Origin of the sequence: Streptacidiphilus jeojiense (assembly GCF_000719095.1) — a bacterium.
Taxonomy (GTDB): Bacteria; Actinomycetota; Actinomycetes; order Streptomycetales; family Streptomycetaceae; genus Streptacidiphilus; species Streptacidiphilus jeojiensis.
The window spans coordinates 218,630-235,993 of the sequence record NZ_JOEH01000016.1; the positions used below are offsets into that span (position 1 = coordinate 218,630).

General features: G+C 72.6%; 20 protein-coding genes. 9 read left to right on the forward strand and 11 right to left on the reverse strand.

From position 1 onward, the window contains the following. Nucleotides 1-63: 63 nt before the first annotated feature. A complete protein-coding gene (locus IF29_RS0121950; protein ID WP_030257651.1) occupies nt 64-705 on the forward strand; it encodes a DUF6758 family protein in 642 nt (213 codons plus the stop codon). A gap of 104 nt (nt 706-809) precedes the next feature. Next, complete coding sequence (locus tag IF29_RS0121955) at nt 810-1,658, forward strand: PHP domain-containing protein (RefSeq protein ID WP_030257653.1); 849 nt, start codon at nt 810-812, stop codon at nt 1,656-1,658. Nucleotides 1,659-1,820: 162 nt separating this feature from the next. On the opposite strand, the gene IF29_RS0121960 is transcribed toward IF29_RS0121955, so the two are convergent. Together IF29_RS0121960 and IF29_RS0121965 are read right to left on the reverse strand one after the other, a co-directional pair. Next, nucleotides 1,821-2,405, reverse strand: a complete 585-nt coding sequence (locus IF29_RS0121960; RefSeq protein WP_030257656.1) for a suppressor of fused domain protein — start codon at nt 2,403-2,405, stop codon at nt 1,821-1,823. 11 nt (nt 2,406-2,416) lie between these two features. Continuing rightward, on the reverse strand, nt 2,417-3,352 hold the full coding sequence (locus IF29_RS0121965; RefSeq protein ID WP_037596048.1) for a DMT family transporter: 936 nt from the start codon (nt 3,350-3,352) through the stop codon (nt 2,417-2,419). Nucleotides 3,353-3,461: 109 nt separating this feature from the next. Between IF29_RS0121965 and IF29_RS0121970 the strand changes: the two genes are divergently transcribed. The 4 genes from IF29_RS0121970 (at nt 3,462) to IF29_RS0121985 (ending at nt 7,321) form a co-directional block, all read left to right on the forward strand. Further along, nucleotides 3,462-4,028, forward strand: coding sequence for a hypothetical protein (locus IF29_RS0121970; protein WP_037596051.1), 567 nt, complete (start codon nt 3,462-3,464; stop codon nt 4,026-4,028). A gap of 140 nt (nt 4,029-4,168) precedes the next feature. Beyond that, on the forward strand, nt 4,169-5,485 hold the full coding sequence (locus IF29_RS0121975; protein WP_030257665.1) for a magnesium transporter MgtE N-terminal domain-containing protein: 1,317 nt from the start codon (nt 4,169-4,171) through the stop codon (nt 5,483-5,485). Beyond that, nucleotides 5,475-6,098: a DUF1003 domain-containing protein gene (locus tag IF29_RS0121980; protein WP_063757560.1), complete on the forward strand. Its 624-nt coding sequence runs from the start codon at nt 5,475-5,477 to the stop codon at nt 6,096-6,098. The genes IF29_RS0121975 and IF29_RS0121980 overlap by 11 nt, the downstream gene beginning before the upstream one ends. Before the next feature lie 68 nt (nt 6,099-6,166). Further along, nucleotides 6,167-7,321 (forward strand): Mrp/NBP35 family ATP-binding protein, encoded by a 1,155-nt coding sequence (locus IF29_RS0121985; RefSeq protein WP_030257669.1) that lies wholly within the window; start codon nt 6,167-6,169, stop codon nt 7,319-7,321. Between the two features lie 112 nt (nt 7,322-7,433). Here IF29_RS0121985 and IF29_RS0121990 read toward each other — a convergent pair whose 3' ends face one another. The 5 genes from IF29_RS0121990 to sigE all read right to left on the reverse strand — a co-directional run bounded on the left by IF29_RS0121990 (nt 7,434) and on the right by sigE (nt 11,915). Next, complete coding sequence (locus tag IF29_RS0121990; RefSeq protein ID WP_030257671.1) at nt 7,434-8,060, reverse strand: hypothetical protein; 627 nt, start codon at nt 8,058-8,060, stop codon at nt 7,434-7,436. 75 nt (nt 8,061-8,135) lie between these two features. Next, a complete protein-coding gene (locus IF29_RS0121995; RefSeq protein ID WP_030257674.1) occupies nt 8,136-8,579 on the reverse strand; it encodes a sec-independent translocase in 444 nt (147 codons plus the stop codon). Between the two features lie 130 nt (nt 8,580-8,709). After that, nucleotides 8,710-10,104 carry a S1C family serine protease gene (locus IF29_RS0122000; RefSeq protein WP_157623865.1) on the reverse strand — a complete coding sequence of 465 codons (1,395 nt, stop codon included), beginning with the start codon at nt 10,102-10,104 and terminating at the stop codon, nt 8,710-8,712. A gap of 129 nt (nt 10,105-10,233) precedes the next feature. Continuing rightward, nucleotides 10,234-11,202, reverse strand: coding sequence for an anti-sigma factor family protein (locus IF29_RS43780; RefSeq protein ID WP_051725642.1), 969 nt, complete (start codon nt 11,200-11,202; stop codon nt 10,234-10,236). Next, complete coding sequence (sigE, locus tag IF29_RS0122010; protein WP_051725644.1) at nt 11,199-11,915, reverse strand: RNA polymerase sigma factor SigE; 717 nt, start codon at nt 11,913-11,915, stop codon at nt 11,199-11,201. Before sigE ends, IF29_RS43780 begins: the two co-directional genes overlap by 4 nt. 289 nt (nt 11,916-12,204) lie before the next feature. Here sigE and IF29_RS0122015 point away from each other — a divergent pair, with 289 nt between their 5' ends. Further along, nucleotides 12,205-12,807: an O-methyltransferase gene (locus IF29_RS0122015; RefSeq protein WP_037596146.1), complete on the forward strand. Its 603-nt coding sequence runs from the start codon at nt 12,205-12,207 to the stop codon at nt 12,805-12,807. Nucleotides 12,808-12,964: 157 nt separating this feature from the next. Here the strand turns inward: IF29_RS0122015 and IF29_RS45155 are convergent, their stop codons facing one another. Further along, nucleotides 12,965-13,132, reverse strand: a complete 168-nt coding sequence (locus tag IF29_RS45155; protein WP_107101321.1) for a DUF3117 domain-containing protein — start codon at nt 13,130-13,132, stop codon at nt 12,965-12,967. A gap of 334 nt (nt 13,133-13,466) precedes the next feature. Here IF29_RS45155 and IF29_RS0122025 point away from each other — a divergent pair, with 334 nt between their 5' ends. Further along, on the forward strand, nt 13,467-14,267 hold the full coding sequence (locus IF29_RS0122025; RefSeq protein WP_030257685.1) for an enoyl-CoA hydratase-related protein: 801 nt from the start codon (nt 13,467-13,469) through the stop codon (nt 14,265-14,267). A 164-nt stretch (nt 14,268-14,431) separates the two neighbouring features. On the opposite strand, the gene IF29_RS0122030 is transcribed toward IF29_RS0122025, so the two are convergent. Next, entirely contained in the window at nt 14,432-15,007 is a 576-nt protein-coding gene (locus tag IF29_RS0122030) for a DNA-3-methyladenine glycosylase I (protein WP_030257687.1), read from the reverse strand. Continuing rightward, nucleotides 15,004-15,438, reverse strand: coding sequence for a DivIVA domain-containing protein (locus IF29_RS0122035; protein WP_063757561.1), 435 nt, complete (start codon nt 15,436-15,438; stop codon nt 15,004-15,006). The genes IF29_RS0122030 and IF29_RS0122035 overlap by 4 nt, the downstream gene beginning before the upstream one ends. A 99-nt stretch (nt 15,439-15,537) precedes the next feature. On the opposite strand from IF29_RS0122035, the gene folP reads away from it, so the two are divergent. Beyond that, a complete protein-coding gene (gene folP, locus IF29_RS0122040; RefSeq protein ID WP_030257691.1) occupies nt 15,538-16,401 on the forward strand; it encodes a dihydropteroate synthase in 864 nt (287 codons plus the stop codon). Between the two features lie 124 nt (nt 16,402-16,525). On the opposite strand, the gene IF29_RS0122045 is transcribed toward folP, so the two are convergent. Then, nucleotides 16,526-17,341, reverse strand: coding sequence for an LOG family protein (locus IF29_RS0122045; RefSeq protein WP_084714745.1), 816 nt, complete (start codon nt 17,339-17,341; stop codon nt 16,526-16,528). Between the last annotated feature and the right edge of the window lie 23 nt (nt 17,342-17,364).

Below are 17,364 nucleotides of genomic sequence, written 5' to 3' on the forward strand. Positions count from 1 at the left end.
AATACCCACCGTGCGGGTGATCGTCCTTGACTGGCCGGTCGGGAGGGAGGACCGTTGGGCAGCATGAGGGGCGAGCCCAGTTGCCCGAGGTGCGGGGGCCGTGTCCGCGCCCCAGGACTGTTCACCGATACCTGGCAGTGCGACGCGCACGGCACCGTGCATCCGCTGCAACCCGTGGTGCCCCCCAGCGTGCAGGCCCTCTCCGTCGCCGTCGCCCGGGCCGAGGTCCCGGTGTGGATGCCCTGGCCGCTGCCGGTCGGCTGGCTGTTCACCGGTATCGCCCACGCGGGTGACGACCTGTCAGGCGCCCGCGCCACCGCCGTCGCCTGCTCGGGCCCCGGACCGCTCGGCGGCCCCGGCGAACTGGTCCTGGTGGCCGAGGAGATCGGCGTCGGCCTCGGCGCCCGCTTCGCCGGGCTGCCCGGCCCCGACCCCGGCGACGCCATCGCCGTCGACAAGCCCCCGCACGCCAAGGTGCTGGCCGCGGGGCGGCCCACCGCGCTCTGGCACGTGTCCGGCACCCCTGACGACCGGGCCGTGTTCGTGGGCGAGGCCCGCGGGCTGTGGCTGTGGGCGGTGGCCTGGCCGGAGCGCAGCGGCCTGCTGATGTACGACGAACTGGTGCTCACGGACCTGCGCGACGCGGGAGCCGAGATCGAGCTGCTGCCGTGCGGTGCGATCTCGCCCCGGCTGCTCGGACCGTAGCCGCACGGGGCCCCGGTCGTACCGGGCCCCGGTCACGCAGGACCCTGGTCGCACAGAGCGGCACTCTAAGCTCGGGGGCGTCCCCGGATTGAGGAGTACCGCACGTGCGCATCGACCTGCACACCCACAGCTCTGCCTCCGACGGCACCGACAGCCCCGCCGAGCTGGTGGGCCATGCGGTCGCCGCAGGGCTGGACGTCGTCGCGCTCACCGACCACGACACCGTCTCCGGCTACGCCGAGGCGACCGCGGCACTGGCCGGGACGCCGCTGACGCTGGTCACAGGCGCCGAGCTGTCCTGCCACGTCGAGGGCATCTCGATGCACATGCTGGCCTACCTCTTCGACCCCGAGGACGCCGAACTCACCCGGGAGCGCGAGCTGGTGCGCACCGACCGGTTCCGCCGGGCCGAGGCGATGACCGAGCGCTGCCGGGAGCTGGGCGCGCCGATCAGCTGGGAGCAGGTCCGGCGGATCGCCGGCAGCGGGGCGGTGGGCCGTCCGCATGTGGCGAGCGCGCTGGTGGAGGCCGGGGTGGTGCCCTCGGTGGACGCGGCGTTCACCGCGGAGTGGCTGGCCAACGGCGGCCGGGCGGACGTCCGCAAGCGGGAGTTCGACCCGTTCGAGGCGGTCCGGCTGGTGCGGGCGGCCGGCGGGGTCACCGTGTTCGCCCACCCCGGTGCGGTCAAGCGCGGCCGCACCGTCTCCGAGCAGGTCATCGCGGATCTGGCGGCGGCCGGGCTGGGCGGGCTGGAGGTGGACCACATGGACCACGACGAGGAGACCCGCGGACAGCTGCGCGGGCTGGCGGCCGATCTCGGCCTGCTGGTGACCGGCTCCAGCGACTACCACGGCAGTCGCAAGGCGGTGCGGTTGGGCGCGAACACGACTGCGCCCGAGGTCTACGAAGCGATCGTCGCTCGCGCTACGGGGGGTAAGCCGGTTACGGCCTGAAGCCCCTCTGTCCGTTCGGGGGTGCGGCGTCTGCATGGCTTGTCGCGCAGTTCCCCGCGCCCCTGGATTGTGCAACTGAGCCAGTTGCAGACCCCTGGGGGCGCGGGGAACTGCGCGACAAGCCCGCTACGGTCCGCAGCCGAAGACGCGTCAGAAACCACCTCAGTCGAGGGGCACCCCGCGCCGCAGCGGGTCGCGCAGATCCGTACCGTGGCGGAGCCAGCGCTCCTGGAGTTCGGCGGCGCCGTGCACCCGCTTGTGCGCGGCCTCGTTGGGGGTCATCGGCAGCAGCGGCAGGAAGTGGACCGGGTCGGCCGGCTCGGGGAGCTCCAGGTCCTCGACCAGCCCGCCGGGCTCGGCGACCAGGAACGAGGTGAAGGGTGCCCCCTCCCACAGCGGCGCACCCAGATCCAGCGAGGCGCCCGGGGCCACCACCAGGCCCTCGACCTGCGGCGAAGCCGCCAGCGTGGCCAGCGGACGCAGCACCTCGTCACGGCCGCCGCGCACGGTGAACACCAGCTCGGCGCGGGGGCCGGCGACCGGATCGGCGACCACGCTGGTCGGATCGGCCATCGGCGCCGCCGACATGCCCAGGGTGGCGTAGCGGACCAGGCCGTCCGCGTCGTGGAACCGCAGCACCTCGATCCGGTCGGCCCCCAGGAAGGTGACCGCGGCGCGGGCGTCCGGCTCGCCGAAGGTACTGGTCAACCGTGCTTCGACGGCGGTGAGGACTGCGTCGTGGGACATGGACGACAACCCTACGTCCTGCGCTGGCCGCGGATCACGACGAGCAGTCCGATCAGCACCAGGCCCACCGCCGGGTAGACCGCCACCGGCGGCATCTGGCCCAGCCAGACCGCACCGATCAGGGCGGCGCCCGGGGTCTCCATCAGGATGGCGGTGGACACCAGCGAGGGCCCGAGGGTGCGCACCACACGGTTGCTGAGGGAGTGTCCGAGGAACTGGGCCGCGCCGGTGAGCAGCACGATCTTCAGCCAGGTCGAGCCGCTGTAGCCGGTCAGCGCCTGGCCCGAGGCCACGCAGGCGACCAGCAGCAGGACCGCCGTGGTGGCGTAGCAGACATAGGTGTAGGCGATGGTGCTGGCCGTCCTGCGGACCTCGCTGCCGAGCAGGAAGTAGCCGGAGGCCGCCATCCCCGCGCCCAGCGCCAAGGCGTCGCCGGCCAGCGCCCGGGTGTCGGTGCTGAAGTCCACGCCGGTGAGGACCAGCACCCCGGCGAAGGCGGTGGCCGAGCCGATCCAGACCATCCGCGGGATGTGGTGGCCGCGCAGCCGCAGGTAGAGCGTGGTCCACAGCGGGGTGACCGTGCACAGTGCGGTCGAGGAGGCGATCGAGGTCATCCGCAGGCTGGGCAGCCACATGGCGAAGTGCAGCGCCAGGAAGGCGCCCGCGGCCAGGCAGAGAAGCACCGTCCGCCGGCTCATCGCCCGCAGTTCGGCGCGGTGCCGCAGCAGCGCGATCGGCGAGAGCACGCCGGTGGCGATGCAGTTGCGCCAGAACGCGATGGCGACGGCGGGGGCCGCGGTCGCGGTGATCAGCGGCGCGGAGAAGGCGACCCCGCTGACCGCGAGGGCCAGCAGCAGGAAGTCGATCCTGGGCACGGTGGAGAGGTCCGGGTGCGCGGACGGCGGGGGCGGCGGCGCGTCGGTGGTGACTGCGCTGGTCGTCTGCACGGCGCTCCTCGGCTGCTGGCCCGCTCCCAGTAAGGGGCATGACGATGGTATGGGACTGACGCTCCCCGGGCGAAGGGGTATCAGGGCGTGGACGCCATAAGCTCAGCGCATGACTGAGGTGCGGGTGGAGCTGCTGGACCGGGCTCTGGTGGAGGAGTCGGCGAAGAAGTCCGGGCTGCTGTGGGTCCAGCTCCCCGACCGGACCGAGCGGCCGTTGTGGCAGGTGTGGCACGACGGGGCGGTGACCGTGGTCGGCGAGGGGGCCGAGCAGCCGCTGCACGGGCTCGTGGACGGGCAGTCCACGGTGCTGACCGCGCGCAGCAAGGACAAGGGCGGCCGGCTGGTGGCCTGGCCGGTCCGGGTGGAGGAGCTGCCGCCGCACAGCGAGGCCTGGACGGCCGCGGTCGAGGAACTGAAGGCCAAGCGGCTGAACTCCCCCGACCACGCCACCGTGACCGACCGCTGGGCCGCCGAGTCCCGGGTGCTGCGGCTGGTCGCGGTGGGCGCGAGCGTGGCCGGCCCCGGCTCGATGCCGGACGGCTCGCACGCCGCCGCGCCGGTGCCGACCCCGGCGACCACCCGGCAACCGGTTCCGGCCGCGCTGCCGAGGCTCCTCTTCGGGCGCCGCCGCCGGCGGAACGCCACCGTCGGCAGAAACGAGCCTGAGCAGTCATGAGTGCGGTATGACTGTCCTGTCAGAGGATTGAGCAGGGCAGCAGCACCTGTTCGCCGCCGGTAATCTGTGGCATGTCCAGACCGTGCCACCCCCGGGCGCGGCACGACCTGGACTGCAACAGCGACAGGCAGGAAAGGCAGATGACCGGAGCCTCCTCCCGCGTGTTCATCTCGCACCTCGCAGGCATGGCGGTGTTCGACCCGTCGGGCGACCAGGTGGGGCGGATCCGCGACCTCGTAGTGAGCCTGCGGCTGGGCGGACGGCCCCCGCGCGTGCTCGGCTTCGCCGTGGAGGTGGTCAGCAAACGCCGGGTCTTCCTGCCGATGAACCGGGTCACCAGCCTGGAGTCGGGCCAGGTCATCACCACCGGCGTGATAAACATGCGCCGCTTCGAGCAGCGGCCCACCGAGACCCTGGTGCTGGCCGAGCTGCTGGACCGCCGGGTCGCCCTGCGCACCAGCGGCCCCAACGGCGAGGCAGGCGAGACCGTCACGGTGCTGGACGTGGCGATGGTGCAGACCCGCAACCGCGAGTGGGAGATCGACAAGGTCTTCGTGGAGAAGGGCAAGGGTGGCAGGCTCCGGCGCAAGGGCGAGACGCTGACCGTGGACTGGTCCGCCGTCACCGGCTTCGCGCTGCGCGAGGAGGACCAGGGCGCGGCCAACCTGCTGGCCACGTTCGAGCAGCTGCGCCCGGCCGACCTCGCCAATGTGCTGCACCACCTCTCCGCCAAGCGCCGCTCCGAGGTGGCCGCCGCGCTGGACGACGAGCGGCTCGCCGATGTCATGGAGGAGCTGCCGGAGGACGACCAGGTGGCGATCCTGGGCGCGCTGCACCAGGAGCGCGCCGCCGACGTGCTGGAGGCGATGGACCCGGACGACGCCGCCGACCTGCTGTCGGAGCTGCCCGAGGACGACGCCGAACGGCTGCTGCAGCTGATGGAGCCGGAGGAGGCCGCGCCGGTCCGACGCCTGCTCACCTACGCCGAGCGCACCGCCGGCGGGCTGATGACCACCGAGCCGATCGTGCTGGAGCCGGACGCCACCGTCGCCGAGGCGCTCGCCCGGATCCGGGTCTCCGACCTCAAGCCGGCCCAGGCCGCGCAGGTGTATGTGTGCCGGCCGCCGACGGAGACGCCGACCGGCATCTACCTGGGCCTGGTGCACTTCCAGAAGCTGCTCAGGGAGCCCCCCTACACGCTGCTGGGCGCCATCGTCGACGGCGACCTGGACGCACTCTCCCCCGACGCCGTGCTGGACCGGATCACCCACTACCTGGCGACCTACAACATGGTCGCCGCCCCGGTGGTGGACGAGCACGACCACCTGCTGGGCGCGGTGACCGTCGACGACGTGCTGGACCACATGCTGCCCGACGACTGGCGCGAGTCGGCGCTGCACGACGACGACTCCGAGCACGACCGCGTCCCGGAGGGGGTGACCACCGATGGCCGGTGACCGCCGCGACCTGAGGAACCTCCGCGAGCGCCGGGACCAGCGACTGCGCGAGACGGCCGGACAGCGGCCCCGCGAGGCGGACGGTCGGCGCACCCAGGAGCGCGGCAGCGAGGACCGCCGCCGCAACCGGCTGGACCAGCCGCAGCGCCGCCGCAGCTTCGTCACCCTGCCCAGCCCGGACTCGGACGCCTTCGGGCGGCTGTCCGAACGGATCGCCCGCTTCCTGGGGACCGGCCGCTTCCTGGTCTGGATGACGCTGCTCATCCTGCTCTGGGTGGGCTGGAACATCGCCGCTCCGCGCTCCTGGCGCTTCGACGAGTACCCCTTCATCTTCCTGACCCTGGTGCTCTCGCTGCAGGCCTCCTACGCCGCCCCGCTGATCCTGCTCGCGCAGAACCGGCAGGACGACCGGGACAAGGTCAACATGGAGCAGGACCGGGCCAGGACCGAGCGCAACGTCGCCGACACCGAGTACCTGACCCGGGAGGTGGCCGCACTCCGGCACGGCCTGGGCGAGGTGGCGACCCGTGACTTCCTCCGCTCCGAACTGCAGACCCTGCTCAAGGAACTGGAGAACCGGACGCCGAGCGAACCCGACGAGGCTGCAGGCTGACGTCGCTGTGACCGGCTGCACCCGCCGGGCCGGTCGGGGCCGCGTCGGCTGCGTCGTACCATCAGTGCATGGCTTCCGATACGCAGACAACCGCCCTCGAGGAGTCCGTGCGCACGGCCCTCGGGACGGTGCAGGACCCGGAGATCCACCGGCCCATCACCGAGCTGGGCATGGTCAAATCGGTGGAGATCGACGAGGACGGCGCCGCCAGGGTGGCCGTCTACCTCACCGTCTCCGGCTGCCCGATGCGGGAGACCATCACCAGCAGGGTCACCGAGGCCGTGGGCGCGGTCCCCGGCATCACCTCGGTCGCCGTCGAGCTGGACGTGATGAGCACCGAGCAGCGCCAGGAACTGGCCTCGATGCTGCGCGGCGGCCAGGCCGAGAAGGAGATCCCCTTCGCCAAGCCGGGTTCGCTCACCCGCGTCTACGCGGTCGCGTCCGGCAAGGGCGGCGTGGGCAAGTCCTCGGTGACCGTCAACCTCGCGGCGGCGCTGGCCGCCGACGGGCTGAAGGTCGCCGTGGTCGACGCCGACATCTACGGCCACAGCATCCCGCGGATGCTGGGCGTGGACGGCCGTCCGACCCAGGTCGAGAACATGATCATGCCGCCGTCGGCGCACGGCGTGAAGGTCATCTCGATCGGCATGTTCACCCCGGGCAACGCCCCGGTGGTGTGGCGCGGGCCGATGCTGCACCGCGCGCTGCAGCAGTTCCTCGGCGACGTCTACTGGGGCGACCTGGACGTGCTGCTGCTGGACCTGCCGCCGGGGACCGGTGACATCGCCATCTCGGTGGCGCAGTTGGTCCCCAACGCGGAGATCCTGATCGTCACCACCCCGCAGCAGGCGGCGGCGGAGGTCGCCGAGCGGGCCGGGACGATCGCGCTGCAGACGCACCAGACCATCGTCGGCGTCATCGAGAACATGTCCGGGATGCCGTGTCCGCACTGCGGCGAGATGGTCGACGTCTTCGGCACCGGCGGGGGGCAGACCGTCTCCGACGCGCTCACCCAGGCCACCGGCACCAAGGTGCCGGTCCTCGGCAGCATCCCCATCGACGTGCGGCTCCGCCAGGGCGGGGACGAAGGCAAGCCGGTCGTCCTGACCGACCCCGACTCCCCCGCGGGGGTCGCTCTGCGGGGGATCGCCTCCAAGCTGGGGAACCGCCAGCGGGGGCTTTCCGGCCTGTCCTTGGGGATCACCCCGCGCAACAAGTTCTGACGCGCTGAGCGGTGGCACCTCGGTGCATGGTTCCTGTTCGCGCAGTTCCCCGCGCCCCTGTAGGGGCGCGGGGAACTGCGCGACAAGCCAGGCAGGACGCGTCACCCGGTCACTAGCCGGTGTACCCACCGAGGTCGGTGACCGTGCTGAAGCCCAAGGCGTAAGCGCTGACCCCACGCCCGTACGCACCCAGGTGCACCCCGGGCGCGTCGCCCGCCAGCACCCAGCCGTACTCGGACTCGCGGTAGCGGAACGGCTGGGGGGTGCCGTTGACCGGGAGGGTGAGCGAGGACCAGCCGGGGCCGTCCAGGTCGTCCGCGAGGTCCCAGGCGAGCGTGGACTGCTGGTCCAGCCAGTTCTGCCGCATCTCGCGGGCCATCGGGCCCAGCTCCGTCGCTGCCAGCAGGCCCGACCCGGCGAGCCATGCCGCCGAGGAGACCGAGGTGGCGTCCAGTATCCCGGTGCCGTCACCGAGCCGGCGTCCGGGCCGCCGGGCCACCGTCACCACGACCGCGTAGCGGCGCGACTCGGCTGCCGGGTCCTGCTTGCCGTAGCTCCGCGCCGGTTCGTCGCCGTGCCCGATGGACCCGTAGTCCACGGTGCCGTCGGGCGACGTGCCGACCGGGGCGAGCCAGCGGTTCCCGGTCCACGCCTCGTCCAGGCTGTACCAGGGGAAGTCCGCGCGCAGATAGCCGTCGACGACGGCGTCGGCCGTCCCCGTCTGGCTGGTGGTGTCCATCTCGGCCCTCTGCTTCCGCTCGGCTGTGCTGTCGCAGCAGAACAATAGCGGGGGCGGGATCGGGTTGAGGCGTCGTCAGGTCGCGTCGACGTCGTACGCGGGCCGCTCGGCCGCCGCCGGGGTGCTCTCCGGCTTGGCCATGTCGACCTGCGGGGCGGAGTCGTCGGCGACCTTGGCCAGCGGGTCGGACCGGACCGACTTCACCGCGGCGGTCGCGGCGGCCGCGTCCTTGCTGAAGCCGTTCTTCAGCTCCTGGAGGTCGTTCAGCCCGAATTCCTCGCCGTGCGTCGCCAGCTGCTTGCGGACGAAGGTCTTGGGGTTGAGGTCCTCGAACTCGAAGTCCTTGAACTCCGGTCCCAGCTCCTTGCGGATGTCCTCCTTGGCGCTGTCGGAGAACTCGCGGATCTTCCGGATGATCCCCATCGCGTCGGCGACCAGCTTGGGGAGCTTGTCCGGGCCGAAGATGATCACGGCGAGGACAATCAGCGCCACCAGTTTGAATGGACTTATGTCGAACACCGTGCGGCTCCCCTGGGAGGTGAAGTCACCCGCTCGTGGGCCCCGAGCGGCGTACCGGCACCAGCGTAGTCGCCACCGGCGCGATATCGCTCATACGTGTGCGGTCCCACTTGATGTCACAGGCCCGATGTCACACGGTGTTCGCCCCGTCGTCGCGCCGCGTCGAGTGCAGCGGCACCGGGAGTTCCCTGGTCCGGCCGTCGCGCAGGACGGTGAGGACCACGGTGGCGCCGGGGGCGCGCCCGCGGACCAGGGCCGCCAGGTCGTCACCGCTGGTCACCGGACCGCCGTCGAGGGCGACCACGACGTCGCCGGGGCGCAGCGCCGGATCGGCCCCGCCCTGCCCCGCGACGGCGGTGACCTCGGCGCCGCCCTGGTAGGTGAGGTCCACGGTGGCGCCCAGCACGGTGTGCCCGGCGTGGCCGGTGTTGATCAGCTGTTCGGCGACCCGCATCGCCTGGTCCACCGGGATGGCGAAGCCCAGGCCGATGCTGCCGCTGTCGTCGGTGACGCCGAAGGGGTCGCTGCTGTCGGAGTCCGCGGAGCGGATCGCCGTGTTGACGCCGACCACGGTGCCGGCGGCGTCCAGCAGCGGACCGCCGGAGTTGCCCGGGTTGATCGGGGCGTCGGTCTGCAACGCGTCCAGGTAGGCCAGGCCCGCTCCGGAGTTGGTGCCGCCCGAGGTCAGCGGGCGGTCCCTGGCGCTGACGATGCCCGAGGTGACGGTGCCCTGCAGGCCGAAGGGCGCGCCGATGGCGACCACCGGGTCGCCGACCTCGATCCGATCGGCGGAGCCGAGCGCCAGCGGATGCAGCCCGGAGACCCCCTTCACCTGGAGCACGGCCAGGTCGGAGCCGACGTCACGGCCCACCAGCGCGGCCGGGTGCCGCTGTCCGGTGCTGAAGGTGACGGTGGTGCGCCCGGCGCTGCCCAGCGGGGCGACCACATGGTTGTTGGTGAGGATGTGCCCGGCGCCGTCCAGCACGATGCCGGTGCCGGTGGTCATGGTCCCGGAGGCGCTGACGCTGAGGTAGACCACGCCGGGGAGCACCGCGCGGACGATGCTGGCGGTGGTTCCGGGCGACCGCGGCACCGGTGCTTCGCTGGCCGACTGCAGGGTGATCCGCCCGCCCTGGCGGGTGCCCTGGACCAGTGCCCCGATGCAGCCGCCCAGCAGGCCCGCGCAGAGCACCGCGACGACCGCGCCCACCGCGATCCGCACCGACTGGTGCAGGGTCGAGCGCGGGGCGCGGGAGCCCGCTGCGCGCCCGTCGCGCGGGGCCGACGGGCGGATCGGGACGACGGCTGACGGTCTGTCGGACGGTCCGGGCGGCGGCGCCCCGGGGTCCGGTGCCAGCCGGAAGCCGTGTCCGCCGGGACCGTCCGGGTGGCTCCACCAGCGCGGCGCGGGTGGAGCGGCAGAGCGGTCCGCAGCCCGGTCCGCGACCGGCTCGGCGGCCTGTTCCGGGACGTCGGGCGGCATGGTCGTACCCGGGGTGTGCCCTGCCTCGACCTCCACCACCATCCGGCGCACCGCCCTCCGCTTCGCCGCTGGGGAGGGACAGTCAACCAGGTCCGAACGGCGTTGTGGAGTCGCCACGGTAACGAACCGACCCCGCCGTCCCGGCGGGCCCGGCCGTACCGACCGCCACGGCTACCTCGTGACGGAACGCAGCATCGGTTCGCTGCCCGCGGCCGGCACCGAGGTGACCGAGGCGGACGGCACGACCAGCGGCTGGGAGAACTCTCCGGGCAGGTTCGCCGAGACCCCGAACGCCAGCTGCCCGCTGTTGCGGCCGTAGCCGCCGGGGGCGTTGTCGACACCGGCGGTGCTGCCGGCCGTGTCGGCGACCGGCGCGACATTGCCGTAGGGCTCGTCCACGGTCGGCTCGGCCGAGCTCACACCGGTGATGGCGCTGCCCAGTGCGACCGCGGCGACCGAGAAGGCCCCGGCGGCGGCGAAGGCGAAGCGCCTGCCGCGCGCCGCGGACGGGCGCGACACGGTCTGTTCGCGGGTGGGTTCCGGAGAGGTGAGGTTCTCCGGACGGCTGTCGCCGGGCGCGAAGCCCGCCCGCAGCCGGGCCGCGATCGGACGCTGCTCGCTCTGGAACAGCCGGCTGCCGCGCTCGGCCCGCGGGTCCACCCCGGGTACCGGGTGGTCGGCGCCGAGGGCATTGCTGCCGAACCGTCCGCTGCCGAAGCCGTTGGCACCGAAGGAGTCGGCGCCGCCGAAGGAGTTCGAACCGCCGAAGGAGGAGCCGCCGAAGCCCCTGCGGCCGGTGCCGCCGGCGCTCGGGGGCTGCCGGTCGCCGTCGTCGTCCCCGGCGATGCCCATCAGCTTGGCCAGGAACAGGGCGCTGGGGTCGGGCGGCAGCGCCGCCGCGATCCGGCTCTTGATCCGGCGCTCCTCCTCGGCCCGGCTGAGGCAGGCCGAACAGGTCGCCAGATGCGCCTGGACCCGCTCCCGGCCGTCGTGGTCCAGCTCGCCGTCGATGAAGGCGGCCAGCCGGTCCCCCAGGTGCTGCTCCTCGACGGCCTGGACCGCCGGGGCTGCGGCGGACCGGTCCACCCGCAGCTCGACCAGGACCTCGGGCCTGCGGGCGCGGTGCGGCTGCTCGGTCACAGCGACCGCCTCTGTTCCGCGAACTCGTCCGTACCACTGGCACTGGACAGGGCGACCTCGCCCGGCTCGGTGACGGCGCCGGCCCGGCGCTCGCGGCCCTCGGCGGCACCGGGCGCCCGGTGCTGCAGGGCGGCGCGCAGATGTGCCCGGCCGCGGTGGATCCGGCTGCGGACCGTGCCGAGCTTCACGCCCAGGGTCGCGGCGATCTCCTCGTAGGAGAGGCCCTCGATGTCGCAGAGCACCACGGCGGCGCGGAACTCGGGCGCGAGGGTGTCCAGCGCCTGCTGGACGTCGGCGTCGAAGTGGGTGTCGTGGAAGTGCTGGGCCGGTGAGGGCTCACGGCTGGGCAGCCGCTCGGCGGCGTCCTCGGCCAGGGCGTCGAAGCGGATCCGCTGCTTGCGGCGGACCATGTCCAGGAAGAGATTGGTGGTGATCCGGTGCAGCCAGCCCTCGAAAGTGCCGGGCGTGTAGGTCGACAGCGAACGGAACACCCGGACGAAGACCTCCTGGGTGAGGTCCTCGGCGTCGTGCTGATTGCCCGTCAGGCGGTAGGCCAGCCGGTACACCCGGGCGCTGTGGGTCTGGACGATCTCCTCCCAGCTGGGAGGCGTCCAGGCAGAGGCCGCGCTCGCCTCGTCGAAGGAGGCGGTCTGCGGACTGTGCGCGGGCTCTGCGGCCTCGCGCTCGCTGGGTGCGGGCTTGGACTCACTCATCACGGGCTTTGGCGTCAGGGCCGACGCACGACCGCGGAAGTACCGCGAACCCGCGCCCCCCTCGGCCACACCTCCTCGATCGGCTCTTCTGCCAAGCAGGGTCACCACCATATCCGCCTCACCCGTCAGCTCCGGATAAAAGCCAATCACCATACGACCCACCTGCGGGGTCGGCCGCACTCACCCCTCCCAACGGGCCGCGCCCCGCTCCGGTTCCTTCAAGACCCATTAACCTGTGGCCAGAAATACATGGACACGGAACCAGGACAGAACCGGAGAGGGAGCAGCCATCACCGGCTACGGGCCGTCGGACCCGCGCCTCGCCGATGCCTACGCCGTCGAGGACGAGGTGCTGCAGTACGCCCGCAGGCAGTCCGAGCTGGCCACGGTGCGTCCGGTGTCGCCGGCCAGCGGAGCGGCCCTGGCGGTGCTGGCGGCGGCGGTCGGCGCCCGTTCGGTGGTGGAGATCGGCACCGGTGCGGGCGTGTCGGGCATCTGCCTGCTGCGCGGGATGCGCCCGGACGGGATCCTGACCACCGTCGACATCCAGCCGGGGCTGCAGCGGCAGGCCCGCGAGCTCTTCTCGGACGCCGGCTTCGCCCCCAGCCGGGCCCGCTGCATTCCCGGCGCCGCCCTGGAGGTCCTGCCCCGGCTCGCGGACGGGCAGTACGACCTGGTGTTCTGCGACGGCGATCCGGCGGAGTCGCCGGACTACCTGGCTGAATCGTTGCGCCTGCTGCGACCTGGGGGAATGGTCTGCTTCGAAGGGGCCGTCAGTGCGCTGGACGACATGGCGACCAGGGATCTGGTGCGGACCGTGCGGGAGCACGACACCCTGCTGAGTGCGCTGCTCCCGGTCGGTGACGGACTGTTGTGCGCGGTGCGGCGCTGAGACGCGCGGGCAGCGAATGCGCGAGCTGCGGGTGCGGGTGCGCGGGCGGGGCTTCGCGGGAGTGAGCGCTCACAGCTGTGGCCCTGGTCCCGGGCCCCCGGAGGGGGTGCGGGGCCAGAGCCACAGGTGCGCTACTCGCTTGGGGACCAGGAGGTCGTCAGCCGCAGGCCTTCTTCAGGGCCTCGCCCAGAGCGTCGGCCTCGTCCGGCGTCAGTTCGACCACCAGCCGCCCGCCGCCCTCGAGCGGTACTCGCATGACGATGCCCCGCCCCTCCTTGGTCACCTCGAGCGGGCCGTCGCCCGTCCGCGGCTTCATGGCCGCCATGCTCGTTCCCCTTCCTGCGAACCTGCTCACCGACGCACCCACGGCCCGTCCACCGCAGGTATCGAACGCATTGATCGGAGTCCAGTATCCCGCATCGGGGCACCCGATGACCAACATCACTACTCTCTCCCGTCCCGGCAGGCTCATCCGTACGCTGACCACCCGGTTCCGATCGCAAATCAGTTCCCGTGTCCCCGGCGGGTCCCCGCGCCCTCGCCCCCGTTCGGCCGACCGGGCGGGACACGTCCGAAACAGTGGCCTACGTCACATCGGCCAAGCCGCTGCCGATCCGTCATGCTGGCATGGGACTACTGACGAGTAATGGGAGATCCGCATGGCCGACACCGTGCTGTACGAGCTCAGCGACGGGCTGGCGACCGTCACCATCAACCGGCCCGAGGCGATGAACGCGCTCGACACGGAGACCAAGGTGGCGCTGCGGGACGCCATGACCACCGCCAAGGAGGACCCGGCGGTACGGGCGGTGCTGCTCACCGGCGCCGGCCCGCGGGCCTTCTGCGTGGGCCAGGACCTCAAGGAGCACCTGGGCAAGCTGGCCGCGGCCCGGGACGGTGGGGAGGCTCCGCTGTCCACCGTGCGGGAGCACTACAACCCGCTGCTGACCGCGATCGCGACCATGCCCAAGCCGGTGGTGGCGGCGGTCAACGGGGTGGCGGCGGGGGCCGGCGCGGGGCTGGCCTGGGCCTGCGACTTCCGCATCATCGCCGACCACAGCGGGTTCAACACCTCGTTCGCCGGGGTGGCGCTGACCGCGGACTCAGGGGTGTCCTGGACGCTGCCCCGGCTGGTGGGGCAGGCCAAGGCGGTCGAACTGCTGATGTTCCCGCAGACGGTTCCGGCGGCGGAGGCGCTGGCGCTCGGGCTCGCGCACCGCGTGGTGCCGGCGGCGGAGCTGGCCGCGACGGCGCGGGAGTTCGCCGCGGGGCTGGCGGCGGGACCGACGGTCGCCCTCGGCGCGATCAAGGAGTCGCTGGCCTACGGGGCGGGGCACACGCTGGTGGAGACGCTGGGCAAGGAGGACGAGCTGCAGACCCGTGCGGGGGCGGCGGAGGACCACTGGATCGCGGTGCAGGCCTTCCTGGCGAAGGAGGCACCCAAGTACGTCGGGCGGTAGGCGCGGGGGGGAGGCCCGGGGAACTGGTGCGGGTCTGTGGTGGCTGGTCGCGCAGTTCCCCGCGCCCCTGGACGTTTGCAACTGGCCCGCTTGCACCTACCTAGGGGCGCGGGGCTCTGCTTGCTGAAAAGCGTGCGCGACAAACCATGCGCGACCCGCACCCGTCAGCGGGCGAAGCAGTCCGCGAAGTGGTCGTTGACCAGGCCGCAGGCCTGCATCAGGGCGTAGGCGGTGGTCGGACCGACGAAGCGGAAGCCGTGGCGCTTCAGCTCCTTGGCGAGGGCGGTCGACTCCGGGGTGACCGCGGGGACGTCGCCCATGGCGCGCGGGGCCCGGCCCGGCTTCTTCGGGGCGAAGGACCAGATCAGCGCGTCCAGCGTGGTGCCGTCCAGCTCCAGCACGGCGCGGGCGTTGGCGATGGTGGCCAGCACCTTCGCGCGGTTGCGGATGATGCCCGGGTCGGCCATCAGCCGTTCGATGTCCGCGTCGCCGAACTCGGCGACCACCGCCGGGTCGAAGCCGGAGAACGCCTTACGGAAGGTCTCCCGGCGGCGCAGGATGGTGATCCAGGACAGCCCGGACTGGAACGCCTCCAGGCTGATCCGCTCGTACAGGGCCCGGTCGCCGTGGACCGCTCTGCCCCACTCCTGGTCGTGGTACTCGACGTAGTCGGGCGTGGAGAGGCCCCAGGGGCAGCGGCGCAGGCCGTCCTCGCCGAGGACGGTGGCACTCGGGCTCACTGCCCCGACTCCTGGTCCAGGCCCGGCAGGGCGTCCTGCGGCGACTGCTTCTCCAGGGTGGTGCCGCCCGGGGTGGCGAACCGCATCCGCAGCGCCTCGAACTCCGCCGTCCCCGGCTGGCCGGCCTGCGGGTGGCCGGCCGCCAGGGCCGCGGTGAGGGCGGCCTCCAGCTCGGCGACCCGGACGTCACGGTGGGTCAGCTCGACCCCGAGGCGGTCCAGCACGTCGTCCACCTCGTCCATCCGGTAGCCGCGCACGGCCATGGGGAAGCGCAGCACGTCCACGTCGGCGCGGGTCAGCGGACGGTCCAGGGGCAGCCGCGCGGCCAGCCGGTCCTGCTCGGCCTCCGGCAGCGAACCGCCGCCTCCGAGCGCGACCAGCGCCGCAGCGCCCACCACCAGCACCATGACGACGAGGATCAACCAGAACACAAGCCCACGACTCCCGGCTCCCGGTGGGGGATCATGAAGGAACCCCCACAGTACTGAACGGTACTGGGGCCATCATGGCGTACGTACCTTGGAGGACGCATGGCTCTCGCGCTCGGCCCGCGGATTTTCGGTGCAGACGAGCCGGTCATCATGGCCATCGTCAACCGCACCCCGGACTCGTTCTTCGACCAGGGCGCGACCTTCGCCGACGAGGCGGCCTTCGCGGCGGCCGACCGGGCGGTCGCCGAGGGGGCGGCGATCCTGGACATCGGCGGGGTGAAGGCGGGGCCGGGCGAGGAGGTCAGCACCGAGGAGGAGCTGCGCCGGATCGTGCCCTTCGTGGCCGAGCTGCGCAAGCGCCACCCGGACACGGTGATCAGCGTGGACACCTGGCGGCACGAGGTCGGCGAGGCGGTCTGCGAGGTCGGCGCCGACCTGCTGAACGACGCCTGGGGCGGGGTGGACCCGCTGCTGGCGGAGGTCGCCGGGCGGTACGGCGTGGGCATCGTCTGCACCCACGCCGGCGGCGCCGAGCCGCGGACCCGGCCGCACCGGGTGGCCTACCAGGACGTGATGGCCGACATCCTGGAGCGCACGCTGGCGCTGGCGGAGCGGGCCGTGTCGCTGGGGGTGCCGCGCGAGGGGGTGCTGATCGACCCGGGGCACGACTTCGGCAAGAACACCCGGCACTCGCTGGAGGCGACCCGGCGGCTGCCGGAGATGACCGACACCGGCTGGCCGGTGCTGGTGTCGCTGTCCAACAAGGACTTCGTCGGCGAGACGCTGGACAAGCCGGTCGGCGAGCGGCTGCTGGGCACGCTGGCGACCACGGCGGTCTCGGCGTGGCTGGGGGCCCAGGTCTACCGGGTGCACCAGGTCGCGGAGACCAGGCAGGTGCTGGACATGGTCGCCTCGATCCGGGGCACCCGGCCGCCGGCGGTGGCCCGCCGCGGGCTGGCCTGACGGCCAGGGGTCACCGGCCGCCGAGGGTGGGGTACTGCCGGGCGGGCTCCACGCCGGTGGGTGGTTGCTGTTCGCGCAGTTCCCCGCGCCCCTGGACGTTTGCAACTGGCCCGCTTGCACCCACCTATTCCGGGTTGTGGGCCGGGTTCACTACGCCGTTGCGGAGGCGGGCCTCGTCGAGGATCTTCATGGCCTCGTCGACGGAGTCGGTGATCTGGATCAGCTCCAGGTCCGACGGGGAGGCCTTGCCCTCGGCGACCAGGGTGTTGCGGACCCACTCGAACAGGCCGGACCAGTAGGAGACCCCGAAGAGGATCACCGGGAACCGGGTGACCTTGTGGGTCTGCACCAGCGTCAGCGCCTCGAACAGCTCGTCCAGGGTGCCGAAGCCGCCCGGGAGCACGATGAAGCCCTGCGAGTACTTCACGAACATGGTCTTGCGGACGAAGAAGTAACGGAAGTTCAGACCCAGGTCGACGTACTGGTTGAGGCCCTGCTCGAAGGGCAGCTCGATGCCGAGGCCGACCGAGGTGCCGCCGGCCTCGTGCGCGCCCTTGTTGGCGGACTCCATCGCGCCGGGTCCGCCGCCGGTGATCACCGCGTAGCCGGCCTCCACCAGGGCGCGGCCGATCTGCTCGCCGGCCTGGTACTCGACCGAGTCGGCCGCCGTCCTGGCGGAGCCGAACACACTGACGGCGGGCCCCAGTTCGGCGAGCGCGCCGAACCCCTCGACGAACTCGGACTGGATGCGCATGACCCGCCAGGGGTCGGTGTGCAGCCAGTCCGCGTTCTGTGCCGAGTCCAGCAGCCGCTGGTCCGTGGTGCTGCTGTCGACCTGCTCGCCGCGGAGCAGCACCGGGCCGCGCCGCTTCTCCGCCGTCTTCCTCGGGCCCGTCGGGACCCGGTCCGGGCCCTGCCCGTACTGCCTGTCGTTCGTCATACCTACGTAGGCTACGGCCTGGA